Here is a 17,080-nt window from a genome sequence, read left to right on the forward strand (position 1 = left end):
GCCCCCGACACCCGGCACCGCCGCAAGGTCGCCACGGCCGCCGCCCTTGCCTCGGCCGTCGAGTGGTACGACTACTTCGTCTTCGGCATAGCCGCCGCACTCGTCCTCGGCGACCTCTACTTCCCCGCGGGCAGCCCCTCCGCGGGAGTCCTCGCCGCGTTCGCCACCTTCGCGGTCGGCTTCCTCGCCCGCCCCCTCGGCGGCATCATCGCCGGCCACCTCGGCGACCAGCGCGGCCGCAAGCCCATGCTGGTCCTCGCCCTCACCCTGATGGGCATCGCCACGACCGGCATCGGTCTCCTCCCCACGTACGACACGATCGGGATCGCCGCTCCGGTCCTGCTCGTCCTCCTCCGCGTCCTCCAGGGCATCGCCGTCGGCGCCCAGTGGGGCGGCGCCATGCTGCTCGCCACCGAGTACGCCCCGGAGGGCAAGCGCGGTGTGTACGGCAGCCTCGTCCAGCTCGGCGTGCCCATCGGCGTGGTGAGCGCCAACACGGTCTTCCTCGTCACGGGCGCGGCCACGAGCGACACCGCGTTCACCGCCTGGGGCTGGCGCGTGCCGTTCCTCGTCGGACTGTTCGTACTCGGCCTCGCCTGGTACATCCACCGCCACGTCGAGGAGACCCCCGCGTTCCGGGAGGCCGAACGGAAGCTGGCGGAGAAGGAGAGAGGCGAGCAGAGCTCCCCCCTGCGCACGATCCTGCGCGGCCACCTCGGCACGGTCTTCCTGGCGGGCGGCTCCTTCGCGGTGAACACCGCGACCTTCTACATCCTGATCACCGGCGTCCTCGACTACACGACCCGCGAACTCGACATGAAGCGCGGTGCGGTTCTCGCGGTGTCGCTCTGTGTGAGCCTCACCCAGCTCGTGCTCATCCCGGCCGCCGCGGCCCTCTCCGACCGCGTCGGACGCATCCGTATCTACGCGTTCGGCGCCGCCGGTATCGCCCTGTGGGCCGTGCCGATGTTCCTGCTCATCGACACGGGTTCGCTGCTGTGGCTGGCCGTCGGCACGTTCGTCGCCGGCTGCTTCCTCAGCATCATGTACGGCCCTCAGGCCGCCCTGTTCGCCGAGCTGTTCACCCCCGAGATGCGGTACACGGGCGCCTCGCTCGGCTACCAGATCGCGGCGGTGTTCGGCGGCGGGCTCGCGCCCTTCGTCATGGTGCTGCTGCTGGAGGCGACGGGGACGAGCATGGCGGTCTCCGCGTACATCATCGGGCTGGCCGCGATCGCGCTGGTGTCCATCAAGGTGCTGGCGGGGAGGGTGACACAGGACGGCGACACCCCCTAGGGACGCTTTTGGGGGACGCCCCCGGGGACGTCCCCTAGGAGCGTCCCCGCCGCAGTTGCTCGAACTGGGCCGCGAGGCCGTCCAGGAGAGCCGTCAGCCCCGTCTCGAAGGCCCGCTCGTCGATCTTCTCCTGCTGGTCGGCGAGCAGATGCGCCTGGCTCAGATGGGGGTACGCGGCCGGGTCGTACGCCGTCGCGTCGTCGACGAAACCGCCCGCGAAGGAGCCGAGGGCGGAGCCCATGACGAAGTACCGCATGAGGGCCCCGATGGACGTCGCCTGGGCCGGAGGCCAGCCGGCCTCGACCATCGCGCCGAAGACGGCGTCGGCGACACGGAGACCGGCCGGGCGGCGCCCGGGGCCGCGGGAGAGGACGGGGACGATGTTCGGGTGGTCGCGCAGGGCGGCACGGTACGAGACGGCCCAGTCGTGCAGCGCCGTACGCCAGTCGCGGCCGTCCTCGAACATCGAGAGGTCGACCTGCGCGCTCACCGAGTCCGCGACGGCGTCGAGGATGTCGTCCTTCGTGCGGAAGTGGTTGTAGAGGGACGGCCCGCTCACGCCCAGCTCGGCGGCGAGACGGCGGGTCGAGACCGCCGACAGGCCCTCCGCGTCCACCAGTTCCCGTGCCGTCGTCACGATCCGGTCGGTGCTCAGGAGGGGCTTGCGCGGTCGGGCCATGGCGCACATAGTAGGGCCGGGAAAGAAAACTAGCAGTGGTAATTTACGTGCCGTGACGCGCCGTCTCGCCGGGGAGTGACGTGTGGTGAATCTCGGGCTCAGCGAGGAGCAGACCGCCGTCCGACAGCTCGCGAGGGACTTCGTGGCGGGCGAGATCGCGCCGCACGTCGTCGAGTGGGACCGCGCCGAGGCCGTCGACCGGGGCATCGTGAAGCGGCTCGGTGACGTCGGGTTCCTCGGGCTCACCATCGACGAGGAGTACGGCGGCTCCGGCGGTGACCACCTCGCGTACTGCCTGGTCACCGAGGAGCTGGGGCGGGGCGACTCCTCCGTGCGCGGGATCGTCTCCGTCTCGCTCGGGCTCGTCGCCAAGACCGTCGCGCACTGGGGCAGCGAGGAGCAGAAGGGGCGGTGGCTGCCGGGGCTCACGGCGGGGGAGTACGTGGGGTGCTTCGGCCTCACCGAGCCCGGTACCGGGTCCGACGCGGGAAACCTGTCCACCCGGGCCGTGCGGGACGGGGACGACTACGTCATCAACGGCTCCAAGATGTTCATCACCAACGGGACCTGGGCCGATGTGGTGCTGCTCTTCGCGCGGTCCACCGACGCCCCCGGCCACAAGGGCGTCTCCGCCTTCCTCGTGCCCACGGACACGCCCGGACTGACCCGCCGCGCCGTGCACGGCAAACTCGGTCTGCGCGGGCAGGCCACCGCCGAACTGGTCCTCGACGGGGTGCGGGTGCCCGCGAGCGCCCTGCTGGGGCCCGAGGGCAAGGGGTTCACGGTGGCCATGTCCGCCCTGGCCAAGGGGCGGATGTCGGTGGCCGCGGGCTGCGTCGGGATCGCCCAGGCGGCGCTGGACGCGGCCGTGGCGTACGCGACCGAGCGCGAGCAGTTCGGGAAGACCATCGCGCACCACCAGCTGGTGCAGGAGCTGATCAGCGACATCGCCGTGGACGTCGACGCGGCCCGGCTGCTCACCTGGCGCGTCGCCGACCTCGTCGACCGCGGGCTCCCCTTCGCCACCGAGTCCAGCAAGGCCAAGCTCTTCTCCTCCGAGGCCGCCGTACGCGCCGCGAACAACGCCCTCCAGGTCTTCGGCGGATACGGCTACATCGACGAGTACCCGGTCGGCAAACTGCTGCGGGACGCCCGCGTCATGACCCTGTACGAGGGGACCAGCCAGATACAGAAGCTCGTCATCGGGCGGGCGCTGACCGGGGTTTCGGCGTTCTGAGTACGCGCTGAGTACGACGGCGGATGTGGCGGTGGCCACGTCCGCCGATCCTTGTCCGCATGAGTGAGACAACGGTCAAGCAGCAGTCCACATCCGCCTACTTCGGGCAGGCCGTCGCTTCCTTCGTGGTCGCGATGGTGGCCACCACGATCGGCATCTTCAAGCTGGAGGCCGACGCCTGGGTGCGCGCGTTCCTCGGCATCGCCGTCCTCTACCTGGTGACCTCCGCCTTCACTCTGGCCAAGGTGATCCGGGACAAGCAGGAGGACCGGTCCTACCACCCGTTCGAGAGGCTCTGAGCGCGTCGCGCACGGCCCTGAACGGCCTCTCTAAGCAACCGCTCACCTTCGGAGGTATGGTATTCGTCCTGCCACGGGAAGGGACGAGCGAGAGATGAGTACGGCGGAGGAGACGGTCGGCGGCGAGCCGCAGCCGTGGGGCGAGGTCACCCCGGACGCGGCCCGGCGGTTGCTCGTCGCCGCGGTGGAGGCCTTCGCCGAACGCGGCTATCACGCGACGACGACCCGTGACATCGCGGGCCGCGCGGGTATGAGCCCGGCCGCGCTCTACATCCACTACAAGACCAAGGAAGAGCTGCTCCACCGGATCAGCCGCATCGGGCACGAGAAGGCGCTCGACGTGCTGCGGACGGCCGCGGACAGCGAGGGCACCCCCGCCGAGCGGCTCGCCGAGGCCGTACGGTCCTTCGTCCGGTGGCACGCCGGCCAGCACACCGTCGCGCGGGTCGTGCAGTACGAACTGGACGCCCTCGGCCCGGACGCGCGCGCCGAGATCGTGGAGCTGCGGCGGCGCAACGACGCGGCCGTGCGCGGGATCATCGAGGACGGCGTGGCGGCGGGCGACTTCGACGTCCCCGACGTCAGGGGCACCACCCTCGCGGTGCTCTCCCTGTGCATCGACGTGGCCCGCTGGTTCAACGTGAACGGCCCCAGGACGCCCGACGAGGTCGGCGCGCTGTACGCCGACCTCGTGCTGCGGATGGTGGGGGCCAAGGGGTAGCCACGCCCCCGGCGGGCCCAGAGTCGGGCGGAGCCGGAACACGCCCCTGGCGGGCTCAGGGCAAGACGGAACCGGAAGCAGTGCGGAACCGGAAGCAGTGCGGAACCAGAAGCAGTGCGGAACCAGAAGCAGTGCGGAACTAGAAGTAGTAGCGCGAGATCGACTCCGCGACGCACACCGGCTTGTCCCCGCCCTCGCGCTCCACGGAGACCGCGGCCGTCACCTGGACGCCGCCACCCGCCTCGGTGACCTCCTTGAGGGCCGCCGTGGCGCGCAGCCGCGAACCCACGGGGACGGGTGCGGGGAAGCGCACCTTGTTCGTGCCGTAGTTGACGCCCATCCTGATGTTGTCGACCTTCATCACCTGCGGCACCAGGAGCGGCAGCAGCGACAGGGTCAGGTACCCGTGCGCGATGGTCGTCCCGAAGGGACCCGTCGCCGCCCTCTCCGGGTCCACATGGATCCACTGGTGGTCGCCCGTGGCGTCCGCGAACAGGTCGATCCGCTTCTGGTCGATCTCCAGCCAGTCGCTGTACCCCAGTTGCTCGCCCACCGCCGCCTTGAGCTCGTCGGCGGACCTGAACGTCCTCGGCTCTGCCATGCTCCGGCCTCCCGTGTGTCTGCGCCGCCCATGTCAAGCGATCTCTCTAAGCAACTGCTTAGCATGGTCCGGCGGAAGGCCCCTGTCAACGGACCGGCCGGGTGACGCGATGAGTAGGCTCTGAGGGGTGCCCCAGATCCCCGAGAAGATCCACGAGTTGACCGTCGGCCAGTTGTCGGCCCGCAGCGGCGCCGCAGTCTCCGCCCTGCACTTCTACGAGTCCAAGGGCCTGATCAACAGCCGCCGCACCTCCGGCAACCAGCGCCGCTACAGCCGTGACACACTGCGCCGCGTCGCCTTCGTACGGGCCGCGCAGCGCGTCGGCATCCCGCTCGCCACGATCCGCGACGCCCTCGCCGAACTGCCCGAGGAACGCACGCCCACCCGACAGGACTGGGCCCACCTCTCCGAGGTCTGGCGGTCCGAGCTCGACGAACGCATCAAACAGCTCAACCGGCTGCGCGACCACCTCACCGACTGCATCGGCTGCGGCTGCCTGTCCCTGGACACCTGTGTGCTCTCCAACCCGGACGACGCCTTCGGCGAGCGGCGGAGCGGCTCCCGCCTCATGGTCGAGCGCGGGAACGGCGTACGGCGGCGAGCCGAGCGGACGCCCGAGCGGGAATCCGGGCCGGTGCCCGAGCAGGGGTGCGAGCGGACGCCCGAACGGGAGGAGCCCGGCGGCTGCCGCTGAGCGGCACGGCCTCCGGGCTCCCCGGCCCACGGATCCCCCGATCCCGTGGGAGTCACTTCTGCGCGGCCCCGGGAGTCACCCGTCCTCGGTGACCCCGCGGGCGTCACTCGTACTCGGTCCCGCCCTTCCGCGTCAGATACGCCGGGCTGACCGCCTTCGCGATGGCCCGTCCGCCGGTCACCGGGCTGTACCGCTCGGTTGCCGGGCGGATCACCACACCCTCGCGCAGATGCAGCCCGCGCCCCGAGACGGTCTCCCGGCCGGTTGCCACCTCCAGGACGCGGTCGATGTCGTACGGGCCCTCGTACAGCCGCGGGACGAGCGGCAGTCCGCCGTCGAGCAGGTCCGCCGCGTTCAGCCAGCGGACCTGGCCGTCGATCTCCGCGGACACGTCGAAGACGGCGTAGCCGAGCGTGTCGCGGCGACCGTCGGCGCCGTACGTCAGGTCCTGCACCCCGGCCCCGTACACCTCACCGAAGACACCCACCCGGCGCGCCCCGAGCCGCTCGGCGATCCGGGCCGCGGCCTCGGCCACCCCGTGACCGTGCACCGCGCGCCAGTACAGGTTGCGCGGGTCCTCCCTCAGGGCGAGGGACTTCGAACCGAAGCCCTTGGAGGAGACGTGGACGCGGCCCCCGTCGGCCACGTAGGTCAGCAGGCAGGCCGAGCCGTGCAGCTTCTCGGTCAGGACCACCGGCTCGCCGGGGGTGAAGATGTCCGGGTAGCGCTGGATGTTCTCGATGTCGACCCAGGGCAGGAGGTCGGGCGCGGACTCCACGTCGCCGTTCATCGTGGGCGGGATGGGCGGCACCCACTTGGTGATGCCCAGCCGCTCCGCGAAGTCGGTTCCCTCGGTGGCGGCCCGAGCCAGATCCACGGCCGCGAGCGCCTTCGGGCGGCACACGATGCCCTGCGACAGCTCACCGCGCAGCCGCACCGCCTTGACGCGGTCCGCGTTGCCGCCCGCCAGCCGTCCGGTCAGCCCCAGCTCCTCGATCAGCCCGGCCGGGAGCACCGACTGCTCCGGGATGTAGACGGCGGTCTCACCGGTGCGGTAGGCGCCCTTCGCGACGACGGCCCGGTACAGGCCCACCTGGGCCAGTTCGAGCGCGTCTGCGTTCGGATGCTCATGGACGGTCAGCACTTCGGCGGTGACGCGCAGCGTCGACATCGGGGCTCTCCTCGGGTCCTCGGGTCCTCAGGGACGTGGGTGCTCTGGTGGAGTCATCGCCCCCAACTGTCCGTACGGGAAAGGGGTGGAGCGAACGGATTTGCGGCTGGTACGGTCACGCTCTTCGGCCGGGGCGAACCGCCCGGCACGGAGTCCTGACGGGACCGGCCTCCATGCACTCACCCGCCCTCGAGTCCGCGCTCGCGGCCGTCGACACCGTCTTCGACGGCTTCACGAGCCCCGGCGAGACCGGTTGCGGGCGCTGCCATCTGCCGGAGCAGACCGCCTACCTGCGCACGCCGAACACGCGCGTGCCGCCGGACGTGCTGGAGATGTACGTCTTCGAGGTCGCCGACCACTTCCACGACCACGCCGCGGTGATGCGCCGTCTGCTCCCGCAGGGAGCACGGGCGCTGGCGGACGGCACGCTGGGGCCGGTCGGCTGGCGGAATCACGGGCTGAGCGAGGTGGACTGGCGGTTGTGGCCCGCCGAACAGGCCGCCGCCGTCGAGGCGTTCGTGTCGGCCTGGTGGGAGGAGGTCCTGGCGACGCCGGAGCCGCCGCATCCGGTCGAGGACGTCTTCCAGGCCTGCTCCGCCGTCCTCGGCTCCTTCGCCCCGCTGCTCGACCGCTGGGGCTCCGGCCCCGTGGCCGACGCGCATCTCCTGCGCTGCGTGGAACAGTGGCTGGACGACCTGCTCTCCGACCGCTCGCCGTTCCTGTTCGGCAACGCCTGGGACACCGATGTGCGAGAGCTCCAGTCCTGGCTCGCCCATGAGGCTCCCGCACGTCTCGAATCCCGGGACTACGGCCTCGCCACCCGTGCGGGCGCGCTCGCGCTGCCCTGCCCGGAGCGCAGGGACCGCCTGTACTGAGCGAGCCCCTCCGCCACCAACCGGGCGTTCGACACGGCCCGTTCCCCGTCCGGCAGGACCAGCGTGTCCGCCAGGCCCGTACGGGTCGCGAGCCCCAGTCGTCCGGCCAGCCGCAGCACCGGCCAGGCGCCGCCCTCCGCCCCGTGCAGGAGGACGGGCCGATGGGGGTACCTCCCCGCTCGGGCGGAGCCGAGAGCTTGGGGGAGGGCGTCCCCCAGCTCGGCCAGTAGCGCGCGGGCCGACCCCTCCGCCGTGTCCGCCGAGGGGTCCGTCACCTCCGCGCGCACACGGAGCACGTGGGGGGCGAGCGGGGACGCGGTGAACCGTTCGGCGGCGTCCGTGCCGGACCTGATGCAGGCCTCCACACCGATTCCGCGCTCCAGGAGCGCCGCCGCGATCTCCTCCGCGCCCGGCTCGTGCCAGTTGACCGAGGCGTGGTCGGGAAGAACTTCCCATGAGCGCACACGCTCCAGGCGGGCGGCCGGAGCGGGGTCCGCCCAGGAGCCGCCGGCCACTCCGACCGGCACACAGACCCTTGACCGAATCTCCACGACCGTCGCCGCAACCGCCCTCGCCGACCACGTGTCCTGTCCACAGGGAGATTTGATATGCACATGCACATCGGACGCCCCGGCCGCGACGGCCTCGGCCGCCGACTCGGCCAGTGCCCCCGGAGACAGGGGCACCACCGCACCGTCGCCCGCCCCCCGGGCCCCGTTCAGGCAGACCTGCATCATGCCCCCGATGCTGCCAGGCGCCACTGACAACGAGCCGTGTTCCGAAGGGATCCCGGCCCAGGAAGAGGAGTACCGATGAGCGTCGTGGTCAGCTCGTTGAAGTGGGAGGCCGCGCGGTCGGGGCCCCAGAAGATCACGTACGACAAGGACGGCTACCACCTCGTGCGCTTCCCCTACGGGGAGAACGAGGAGTCGTACGACCCCTGGAAGATGCACGATCCGGCGAAGGGCGGCCAGAAGCCGGCCAAGTTCCCCGAGGCGCGCTCCGGGCTGATCTGGCCCAGTCACGAAGGGTGGGGTGTGCTGTCCGCGATGGTCTTCTGGGAGGCGGACGTCAGAGCCGTGGAGTACCGGGCCCGGTTCGTGCGCGATCCGCTGGGCGCCTCGTCGGGGTACGACTCGACGGCCACCAGTGACAGCACGATCACCCGGGGCGGCCAGTACCGGACGTACATCTGGCAGATGTTCGTGAACCGGAAGACGCCGCTCGGGCTGAAGATATCGGCGCGCGGCCTGAGAGACGGGAAGATCGCCACGCCGATCACCCTCGCCGAGTTCAAGCTCGCCATCCACACGGACGTCAAGGAGCCATGAGGTACTGCCCCGGCTGACGCGCCGTCCCACTCATCGCACGGGGGTGCGGCATCCCCATCGCACCCCCGCCGCCCTTACGCCGACACCAGCAGTCGCGCCCGAGTGCGCCTGGCGTCCGCCAGCGCCTCGGGTGTCAGCACGGGGCGCGGAACCACGATGCCGCACTCGGTGCAGACCGGGCCCGACGAGGGTTCGTGGGCCAGGTCGTACTTCCAGGTGAGGCGCTCGCCCTCGCACACCGGGCAGACCCTGCCCGGTTCGCGCTCCAGCGCGGCGATCAGCCGGCGCAGCACCTCGGCCAGTGGTTCACGGGGGTGGACCCGCGGATCGTCGCACCACGCGACGCCGAAGCCCCCCCAGGTCAGCCGGTGCCAGTCGTCGATACTGCCCGGCCTGCGCAGCCCGTCGTGCTTCTCCTTCTTGCGGCGCCGCGCGAACTCCCCCTCGTAGGCGAGCCAGACGGAGCGGGCCTCCTCCAGCTCGTCCAGTGCGGCCACGAGCCGCGCTGGATCCGGGGAACGGTCCTCGGGACCGAACCCGGCCCGGGAGCACAAATGGTCCCAGGTCGCCCTATGTCCGTAAGGGGCGAACCTCTCCAGGCACTTGCGCAGCGAATAACGCCGCAGTGCCAGATCGCACCTCGGATCGCGCACCTGTCTCGCGAGACTCCGGAAACCGGCCATCGCCCTGCACCTCCGTCACACCTGCACCTGTACTTCGGTCACTTCGGCGTCGTTCGTTCGGGACGTCGCCGAATAGACGTATCGACACGCGATTCGGCTCCATCCGATTTCGGATGGCCCCCGTAAGCCGGCTGTCGAGCGGTTCATGGCCGCCTTCCCCCGTCCCGTCGGCCCATGTCGGTGCCGACGGCCGTGGTGATTTCCAAATGTTGACGCATGCTCATCTTCAAACCCGGGGATACCGGCGGTAACCTCTGGCCCCACCCCCCGTCAGGAGGAGTTGCCATGCCCTGGCGCACCCCACGCACCACGCTCGACAGAGTGAGAACTCCCAACAGATTCACGGAGTTCCTCAAGAGCGCATCCGTATGCATCCTCATTGCCGGACTTTTGTCGCCGCTTTCCCAAGCGGCGGCCGCGGACACGGCCGCCGTCGAAGCGGCGGCGGCCGCCGACGACTACTGCGGCGGGCAGTGTTCCGACATCCTTCCGCCAGGTCAGAACGGCAACGCCACCCTCGCCCAGATCCTCCTCAACCAGGCCTTCGGCTCCATGCCGGAGAACGCCTCCAACCAGCTCGGGCCGTACGCCAACCTGGCCACCGGGTACTCCGGTCTCACCAACGCCAAGATCAACGACTTCTTCAACGACGCCTCCTTCGGCGTTGCCTCCGACCAGGTCGCCTCCACCCTCAAGCCCGCCGGCCGCACGGACGTCACGATCGTCCGCGACAAGAAGACGGGTGTGCCGCACATCACCGGTACCACCAGATACGGCACCGAGTTCGGAGCCGGCTATGCGGCCGCACAGGACCGGCTGTGGCTGATGGACGTCTTCCGGCACGTGGGCCGCGGCAAGCTGACGCCCTTCGCGGGCGGTGACCCCTCCAACCAGGGCCTGGAGCAGGAGTTCTGGCGCCACGCGCCGTACACCGAAGCCGATCTGCAGGCCCAGATCGACAACGCGGTCGCGACGAACGGCGAGCGCGGCCGGCAGGCACTCGCCGACGCGAACGCCTACCTCGACGGCATCAACGCCTATATCGACGCCTCCGACAGCGGCCGCTACTTCCCCGGCGAGTACGTCCTGACCGGCCACAAGGACTCCGTCACCAACGCCGGGACCATCGAGAAGTTCAAGATCACCGACCTGGTGGCGCTGGGCTCGGTCATCGGAGCCCTCTTCGGCTCCGGAGGCGGCGGCGAGGTCAACAACGCGATCTCCCTGCTGGCCGCACAGGAGAAGTACGGCGTCGCCGAGGGCACCAAGCTCTGGGAGTCCTTCCGTGAGCGCAACGACCCCGAGGCCGTGCTCACCGTCCACGACGGCAGCTTCCCGTACGCGACGAAGCCCGACGACCCGCAGGGCATCGCCCTCCCCGACGACGGCTCGGTGACCGAGGAGCCGCTGGTCTACGACCGCACCGGCAGCGCGGCCGGCTCCACCGCCACCAGCACCTCGGCCACGGCGACCGCGAGCGCCCTCAGCTCGGCGAAGCGCGGTATGTCCAACGCCCTCGTGGTCAGCGGCGAGCACACCGCCAGCGGCCACCCGATCGCCGTCTTCGGCCCCCAGACCGGCTACTTCGCACCCCAGCTGCTCCTGCTCCAGGAGATCCAGGGCCCGGGCATCAGCGCCCGCGGCGCCTCCTTCGCGGGTCTGAGCATGTACGTCGAACTCGGCCGCGGCCAGGACTACTCCTGGAGCGCCACCACCTCCGGCCAGGACATCATCGACACCTACGCGGTCGAGCTGTGCCAGGACGACACCCACTACCTCTACAACGGCACCTGCACGGCGATGGAGAAGGTCGAACAGACCAACGCCTGGAAGCCCACCACCGCCGACGACACCGCGGCGGGCTCCTACCGCATGCAGGTCTGGCGCACGAAGTACGGACCGGTGACGCACCGCGCGACGGTCGGCGGCAAGAAGGTCGCGTACACCACCCTGCGCTCCTCCTTCATGCACGAGGCCGACTCGATCATCGGCTTCCAGATGCTGAACGACCCCGGCTTCGTCAAGGGCCCGGAGGACTTCCAGGAGGCGGTGCAGCACATCAACTACACCTTCAACTGGTTCTACGCCGACTCCGAGCACACCGCGTACTACAACAGCGGTGACAACCCGGTGCGCGCGAACGGGGTCGACGCGGAGTTCCCGGTGTGGGCGCGGTCCGCGTACGAGTGGCGGGGCTGGGACCCGGCGACCAACACCGCCGACTACACGCCCGCGTCGGCCCACCCGAACTCCATCGACCAGGACTACTACATCTCCTGGAACAACAAGCAGGCCAAGGACTACACGACGGCCCCCTGGGGCAACGGCTCGGTGCATCGCGGCAACCTCCTCGACGACCGGGTGAAGAAGCTGGTGGCCGCGGGCGGCGTCACCAGGGCCCAGCTCGTGAAGGCGATGGCCGAGGCGGGCCTCGCCGACCTGCGCGCCGAGGACGTGCTGCCCAAGCTGCTGAGGGTCGTCAACTCCTCGACGGTCACGGACTCCACGGTCGCGGCGGCCGTCACCAAGCTGCAGACCTGGGTGTCGGCGGGCGCCAGGCGCACCGAGACCTCGGCGGGCTCCAAGACCTACGCCAACGCCGAGGCGATCCGCGTCCTGGACGCCTGGTGGCCGCTGCTGGTGAAGGCCGAGTTCGAACCGGGCCTCGGCAGCGAGCTGTACACCGCCATGAACGCCAACCTGCCGATCGACGAGTCCCCGTCGGCCGCGCACGGGCCCACCGGCTCGCACGCGGGCAGCTCCTTCCAGTACGGCTGGTGGTCCTACGTCGACAAGGACATCCGGGCGGTGCTCGGTGACTCGGTGCAGGGCGGCCTGGACCGGAAGTACTGCGGCGGCGGCACCCTCAGCGGCTGCCGGAACGTCCTGATCAGCACCCTGAAGGAGGCGGCCGGAAAGACCGCGGCGCAGGTCTACCCGGGCGACGAGAACTGCTCGGCCGGTGACCAGTGGTGCGCCGACTCGATCATCCAGCGCCCGCTCGGCGGCATAAAGCACAGCAAGATCAGCTGGCAGAACCGGCCGACGTTCCAGCAGGTGGTGGAGTTCACCTCGCACCGGTAACACGGCCACGGCGGTGAGGTACGCGGCGGCGGGTCAGGCGATTCGGCCCGCCGCCAGCACCACCCGCGCCAGCTCCCTGTGGCAGATGTCGCTGTGGGCACCGGCGGGCGGCCCGCCGCGCTTCACCACCGCGGCGGCGTCGATGTTCACGCAGCCGGACGAGGGCAGCCGGGCCTTGAGCGCGTCGGCCAGCAGATACGAGCGCGTGCCCTTCACGGCCTGCACCCCGCCGTACCCCAGCGCGCCCCACTTCTTGCCCAGGAGGCTCCCGACGCCGAAGCCGGTGATCGCGCGGGCGTCGCCCGCCATACGGGAGGCGAGCGGGTAGATCGTGCCGAGCGCCGAGTCATGGCGGGAGTGGCAGCACACCAGGGGGCCGTCGATGCGCTTGTGCTGACCGTTCAGGACCCCGCTCGACCGTGTGTCGTGGGGGAGCCGGGCCGCGAAGGCGTAATGGGAGAAGGCGGCCTGAAGGAGCGTCACCGACTTCACCGTGCGCACGCCCTCGGGCAGCCCGCGCAGCGCGAACGACACCAGCCGCCCCCCGAAGCTGTGCCCCACGAGGTGCACGCGTACGTCGGGTGCCGTGTGCGCGAGCTGCCCGACGGCCCGCCCGAGTCCGCGCTCACCGACCGTGCCCGCGCGCCGCTTCATCGCGAAGTAGGTGGCCTGGCGCAGCAGTTCCTTGCCGCCGTCCCACAACTGCGGCTGTACGGCGGCGGCTGCGGCACCGGAGCCGTTCTCGCTCTGTGCCAGTGCCTCCGCGAACTCCCCGCACATCGCCACCGTGTCCCCGAACAGCATCTCGGGGTCGCCCTCCGGCACGCCCTCGGCCAGCGTGTCCGCCGCGAACGCCGCCTGCGGACCCTGCGGCCGTACCTCCACCAGCAGGCGTACGAGCCGCCCGAACTCCTCCAGCGAGGCGCTCTCGTCCGGCTGCTGGTCCAGCAGCCGTGCCAACTGCTCCACGACCGTGGCCCGCCCCGGAAAGACCTCCAGCAGCGCGTGCCGGGTGCCCTTGTCGAGCACCGGGCGCGCGGCCGCAGGGACCTCCGCGACCACCGACTTCGGCAGGTCGGGGATCGGCTCGTCCGAGAACCGCATCGACGGCCACAGGACGCCCACGTACCCGAGGCCCGCCCCCGGCGCGAGCGCGGGGAACGGCTCGAAGAAGCGGCTGTAGAGCCGGGTCGCGCCGGAACGGTCGTTGTTCCAGCCGTGCGCGAAGAACACCAGGTCCTTCACCCCGCGCTCCACGACCTCCCCGAGCAGCCGGTCCCGTTGCCCGCGGTCCACGTCACCGTCCGCGTCGAAGGTCAGCTCCCAGTAGGGAGTCACGCTCACGTCCTGATCCGCCATGCCGAGCCCCCTTCGGCCCCCGTCGGTCGTGCGCTCTGCGCGCATCGTCCCGCCGGGGGCGCCGGTTGGCCATACGTCGCGTACGACCGGACACACCCGAATTGATGTGCCGGTGAACCGACGGGCCGACGGGGCCGGTTCAGCCGTACAGGAGGTACTCCCGGCGCACGCGCCGGAACTCCGCGAGCTCGTCCTGCCAGCCCGCGACGACCTCGTCCGTGCCCGCGCCCGCGTCGATCATCGTGCGCACCCGCGCGGAGCCGGTCAGCTTGTCGATCCAGTGGTCGGGCCGCCAGGCGAAGCCGCTCCAGACGCTCTTCGCGGTCACGAGCAGGGCGACACCGGTGCGTACGGGGTCGTACGCGGCCCGGTCGTGGACATGGATCTGCACACCCCCGACCGTCCTGCCCTGGAACTTGGAGAACGTGGGCGTGAAGTACGCCTCCCTGAAGTGGACACCGGGCAGCCGGAGCAGGTTCACGGCCTCGGCCCAGCGCCGGTCGATCCCCTCCGCTCCGAGCAGTTCGAACGGCCGGGTGGTCCCGCGCCCCTCCGACAGGTTCGTGCCCTCGAAGAGACACGTCCCCGAGTACACGAGGGCCGTGTCGGGCGTCGGCATGTTGGGACTCGGCGGCACCCAGGGGAGCCCGGACGAGTCGTAGAAGTCCGACCGCCCCCACCCCGACATCGCAACGGTGTCCAGCGGTACGGGCGTGGTCAGGAACTCCCCGTTGAACAGCCGCGCCAGCTCCGCCACCGTCATCCCGTGCGCCTGCGAGATCGGCTGCCGCCCGACGAAGGTCGCGAACTCCTTGTGCAGTACGGGGCCACGGGCGGAGCGTCCGGTCACCGGGTTGGGCCGGTCCAGCACCACGAACCGCTTGCCCGCGAGCAGGGCGGCCTCCATGCAGTCGTACAGCGTCCAGATGTACGTGTAGAAGCGGGCGCCCACGTCCTGGATGTCGAAGACGACCGTGTCGACCCCGGAGGCGGTGAAGACGTCGGCGAGCGGCCGGCCGCTCTTCTGGTACGTGTCGTAGACGGGCAGCCCGGTCGCCGGGTCGTCGTAGCGGCCCTCGGAACCGCCCGCCTGGGCCGTGCCCCGGAAGCCGTGCTCGGGACCGAAGACGGCGGCCAGGTCCACGCGGTCGTCGGCGTGCATCACGTCGACGATGTGGCGGACGTCGCGGGTCACGCCCGTCGGGTTGGTGACGACGCCCACCCGCTCGCCGTCGAGCAGCGCGTACCCGCCGGCGGCGAGCCGCTCGAAGCCGGTCCGTAATCGGCGTCCGCCCGCCGGAGCGGCGGCGGCGCGGCCCACCGGGGCCGAGCCCGCGGTCAGGGTGGCGGCGGTGGTGCCGGTGAGCAGTGCCCGTCTCGACAGGCGCATGGGGGTGACCTCCGTGATGGACGGAACCGTCAGGGCCATGGACGCTAGCGCGCGAACCGGGAACGCGGAACGAGGGAAACGCGGAACGAGGGAAACGCGGTCGGCGGGCGCTGCGCACACGCTTCACACGGTCCTGGAGGACCCTTCCCTCGCTACATACCGACTGGTTAGTCTGAAGTCTCTCAAGGTTCTGAGTTCTGAGGGTCCGGCTGGGCCGAGTGCCGTCGCGTCGAAGGAGACCGAGCGTGGGAGCCGTGCAGGGTGCGGGAGTGGTCGTCACCGGAGCGGGAGGCGGTATCGGTGCCGCGCTGGCCCGCCGTTTCGCGGCCGAGGGCGCACGGGTCGTCGTCAACGACCTGGACGCGGACAGGGCGAAGGCCGTGGCCGGCGAGATCGGGGGAGTCGCGGTCCCGGGCGACGCCTCGGCGATCGTCGCCGAGGCCCGCGACGTGCTCGGCGGCACGGTGGATGTCTACTGCGCCAACGCCGGCCTCGGCTCCGGTGGCACGGAGTCGGCCGAGGAGGCGGTCTGGGCGCTCGCCTGGGACGTCAACGTGATGGCCCACGTGCGCGCGGCCCGGGAACTGCTCCCCGCCTGGCTGGAGCGCGGCAGCGGCCGTTTCGTCTCGACCGTCTCGGCCGCCGGGCTGCTGACCATGATCGGTGCCGCGCCCTACAGCGTCACCAAGCACGGCGCGTACGCCTTCGCCGAGTGGCTGTCGCTGACGTACCGCCACCGCGGTCTGAAGGTCCACGCGATCTGCCCCCAGGGTGTGCGCACCGACATGCTCACCGCGTCCGGCAGCGCGGGGGAGATCGTGCTCGCGCCGACCGCGATCGAACCCGAGGACGTGGCGGACGCGCTGTTCAGGGGGATCGAGGAGGACCGCTTCCTGATCCTCCCGCACCCGGAGGCCGCCGAGTACTACCGGGCGCGGGCCGCTGATCCGGACCGCTGGCTGACCGGTATGAACCACATCCAGCAGAAGTGGGAGGCTGTGCGCTGACCCGACCTGCCCGAGTTGCCGATCCTGGAGAGTGGGAAGATCCTCCGTCAGGGGCCGTGTGTTCGGCGGGTCGGCCGCGCGGAGGTGTCCGGCGGGCGGCCGGTGGGTGAGAACGGCACGGCGAAAACAGAAGACGACGGGAAGGCAGGTGGCGGCAGTGCCCAGGACGACGGACGGAGACGGTACGCCCGTCCCACGGCGGTTGCTGGCCGCCGCCACCCGGCTCTTCGCCGAGCGGGGCTACGACCGCACCTCGGTGCAGGAGATCGTGGAGGCGGCGGGGGTCACCAAGGGCGCGCTGTACCACTACTTCGGTTCCAAGGACGATCTGCTGCACGAGGTGTACGCGCGGGTGCTGCGGGTCCAGCAGGAGCGGCTGGACGCGTTCGCGGACGCCGACGAGCCGATCGAGAAGCGGCTCCGGGCCGCCGCGGCGGATGTCGTCGTCACGACGATCGAGAACCTCGACGACGCGATGATCTTCTTCCGGTCGATGCATCATCTGAGCCCCGAGAAGAACAAGCAGGTGCGGGCCGAACGGCGCCGGTACCACGAGCGGTTCCGGGCGCTGGTGGAGGAGGGGCAGGAGGCGGGTGTCTTCTCCACGGCGACTCCGGCGGACCTGGTGGTGGACTACCACTTCGGTTCCGTGC

At 70.8% G+C, this 17,080-nt stretch carries 17 protein-coding genes; 10 read left to right on the plus strand and 7 right to left on the minus strand.

Annotated features, from left to right (window positions below; translation table 11 throughout):
* On the plus strand, positions 1–1,296 hold a 1,296-nt coding region (locus FNH04_RS22580; RefSeq protein ID WP_152787045.1), incomplete at its 5' end, for an MFS transporter.
* Between the two features lie 34 nt (positions 1,297–1,330).
* Here FNH04_RS22580 and FNH04_RS22585 read toward each other — a convergent pair.
* Positions 1,331–1,975: a TetR/AcrR family transcriptional regulator gene (locus FNH04_RS22585; protein WP_152787050.1), complete on the minus strand. Its 645-nt coding sequence runs from the start codon at positions 1,973–1,975 to the stop codon at positions 1,331–1,333.
* 85 nt (positions 1,976–2,060) lie between these two features.
* Between FNH04_RS22585 and FNH04_RS22590 the strand changes: the two genes are divergently transcribed.
* The 3 genes from FNH04_RS22590 to FNH04_RS22600 all read left to right on the plus strand — a co-directional run bounded on the left by FNH04_RS22590 (position 2,061) and on the right by FNH04_RS22600 (position 4,232).
* Entirely contained in the window at positions 2,061–3,212 is a 1,152-nt protein-coding gene (locus FNH04_RS22590; RefSeq protein WP_322723559.1) for an acyl-CoA dehydrogenase family protein, read from the plus strand.
* 59 nt (positions 3,213–3,271) lie between these two features.
* The gene (locus tag FNH04_RS22595; RefSeq protein ID WP_152787052.1) at positions 3,272–3,511 is read left to right on the plus strand and encodes a YiaA/YiaB family inner membrane protein; all 240 of its coding nucleotides are present in this window, start codon (positions 3,272–3,274) and stop codon (positions 3,509–3,511) included.
* Between the two features lie 94 nt (positions 3,512–3,605).
* Positions 3,606–4,232, plus strand: coding sequence for a TetR/AcrR family transcriptional regulator (locus FNH04_RS22600; protein ID WP_152787054.1), 627 nt, complete (start codon positions 3,606–3,608; stop codon positions 4,230–4,232).
* A 139-nt stretch (positions 4,233–4,371) separates the two neighbouring features.
* Here FNH04_RS22600 and FNH04_RS22605 read toward each other — a convergent pair whose 3' ends face one another.
* Positions 4,372–4,833, minus strand: coding sequence for a MaoC family dehydratase (locus FNH04_RS22605; protein ID WP_152787056.1), 462 nt, complete (start codon positions 4,831–4,833; stop codon positions 4,372–4,374).
* A gap of 127 nt (positions 4,834–4,960) precedes the next feature.
* Between FNH04_RS22605 and soxR the strand changes: the two genes are divergently transcribed.
* Positions 4,961–5,527 carry a redox-sensitive transcriptional activator SoxR gene (gene soxR / locus FNH04_RS22610; protein ID WP_322723555.1) on the plus strand — a complete coding sequence of 189 codons (567 nt, stop codon included), beginning with the start codon at positions 4,961–4,963 and terminating at the stop codon, positions 5,525–5,527.
* Between the two features lie 103 nt (positions 5,528–5,630).
* Here the strand turns inward: soxR and FNH04_RS22615 are convergent, their stop codons facing one another.
* Positions 5,631–6,698, minus strand: a complete 1,068-nt coding sequence (locus tag FNH04_RS22615; protein ID WP_152787058.1) for an RNA ligase (ATP) — start codon at positions 6,696–6,698, stop codon at positions 5,631–5,633.
* 173 nt (positions 6,699–6,871) lie between these two features.
* Between FNH04_RS22615 and FNH04_RS22620 the strand changes: the two genes are divergently transcribed.
* Positions 6,872–7,573, plus strand: a complete 702-nt coding sequence (locus FNH04_RS22620) for a hypothetical protein (protein ID WP_152787060.1) — start codon at positions 6,872–6,874, stop codon at positions 7,571–7,573.
* On the opposite strand, the gene FNH04_RS22625 is transcribed toward FNH04_RS22620, so the two are convergent.
* Positions 7,504–8,310 (minus strand): 3-keto-5-aminohexanoate cleavage protein, encoded by an 807-nt coding sequence (locus tag FNH04_RS22625; RefSeq protein WP_152787062.1) that lies wholly within the window; start codon positions 8,308–8,310, stop codon positions 7,504–7,506. The two genes, FNH04_RS22620 and FNH04_RS22625, sit on opposite strands and share 70 nt — an antisense overlap.
* 75 nt (positions 8,311–8,385) lie before the next feature.
* Here FNH04_RS22625 and FNH04_RS22630 point away from each other — a divergent pair, with 75 nt between their 5' ends.
* A complete protein-coding gene (locus FNH04_RS22630) occupies positions 8,386–8,904 on the plus strand; it encodes a hypothetical protein (protein ID WP_152787064.1) in 519 nt (172 codons plus the stop codon).
* Between the two features lie 74 nt (positions 8,905–8,978).
* Here the strand turns inward: FNH04_RS22630 and FNH04_RS22635 are convergent, their stop codons facing one another.
* The gene (locus FNH04_RS22635) at positions 8,979–9,587 is read right to left on the minus strand and encodes a hypothetical protein (RefSeq protein ID WP_152787066.1); all 609 of its coding nucleotides are present in this window, start codon (positions 9,585–9,587) and stop codon (positions 8,979–8,981) included.
* Positions 9,588–9,872: 285 nt separating this feature from the next.
* On the opposite strand from FNH04_RS22635, the gene FNH04_RS22640 reads away from it, so the two are divergent.
* Positions 9,873–12,671, plus strand: coding sequence for a penicillin acylase family protein (locus FNH04_RS22640; protein ID WP_152787068.1), 2,799 nt, complete (start codon positions 9,873–9,875; stop codon positions 12,669–12,671).
* Between the two features lie 33 nt (positions 12,672–12,704).
* On the opposite strand, the gene FNH04_RS22645 is transcribed toward FNH04_RS22640, so the two are convergent.
* Positions 12,705–14,030, minus strand: coding sequence for a serine-threonine protein kinase (locus FNH04_RS22645; protein WP_152787070.1), 1,326 nt, complete (start codon positions 14,028–14,030; stop codon positions 12,705–12,707).
* 139 nt (positions 14,031–14,169) lie between these two features.
* Positions 14,170–15,420 carry an exo-beta-N-acetylmuramidase NamZ family protein gene (locus FNH04_RS22650; protein ID WP_152787074.1) on the minus strand — a complete coding sequence of 417 codons (1,251 nt, stop codon included), beginning with the start codon at positions 15,418–15,420 and terminating at the stop codon, positions 14,170–14,172.
* Positions 15,421–15,665: 245 nt separating this feature from the next.
* On the opposite strand from FNH04_RS22650, the gene FNH04_RS22655 reads away from it, so the two are divergent.
* On the plus strand, positions 15,666–16,427 hold the full coding sequence (locus FNH04_RS22655; RefSeq protein WP_322723556.1) for an SDR family oxidoreductase: 762 nt from the start codon (positions 15,666–15,668) through the stop codon (positions 16,425–16,427).
* A 157-nt stretch (positions 16,428–16,584) separates the two neighbouring features.
* A partial coding sequence (locus FNH04_RS22660; protein ID WP_322723558.1) for a TetR/AcrR family transcriptional regulator occupies positions 16,585–17,080 on the plus strand: 496 nt, incomplete at its 3' end.

The sequence above is a fragment of the Streptomyces phyllanthi genome (assembly GCF_009377205.1).
Classification (GTDB): domain Bacteria; phylum Actinomycetota; class Actinomycetes; order Streptomycetales; family Streptomycetaceae; genus Streptomyces; species Streptomyces phyllanthi.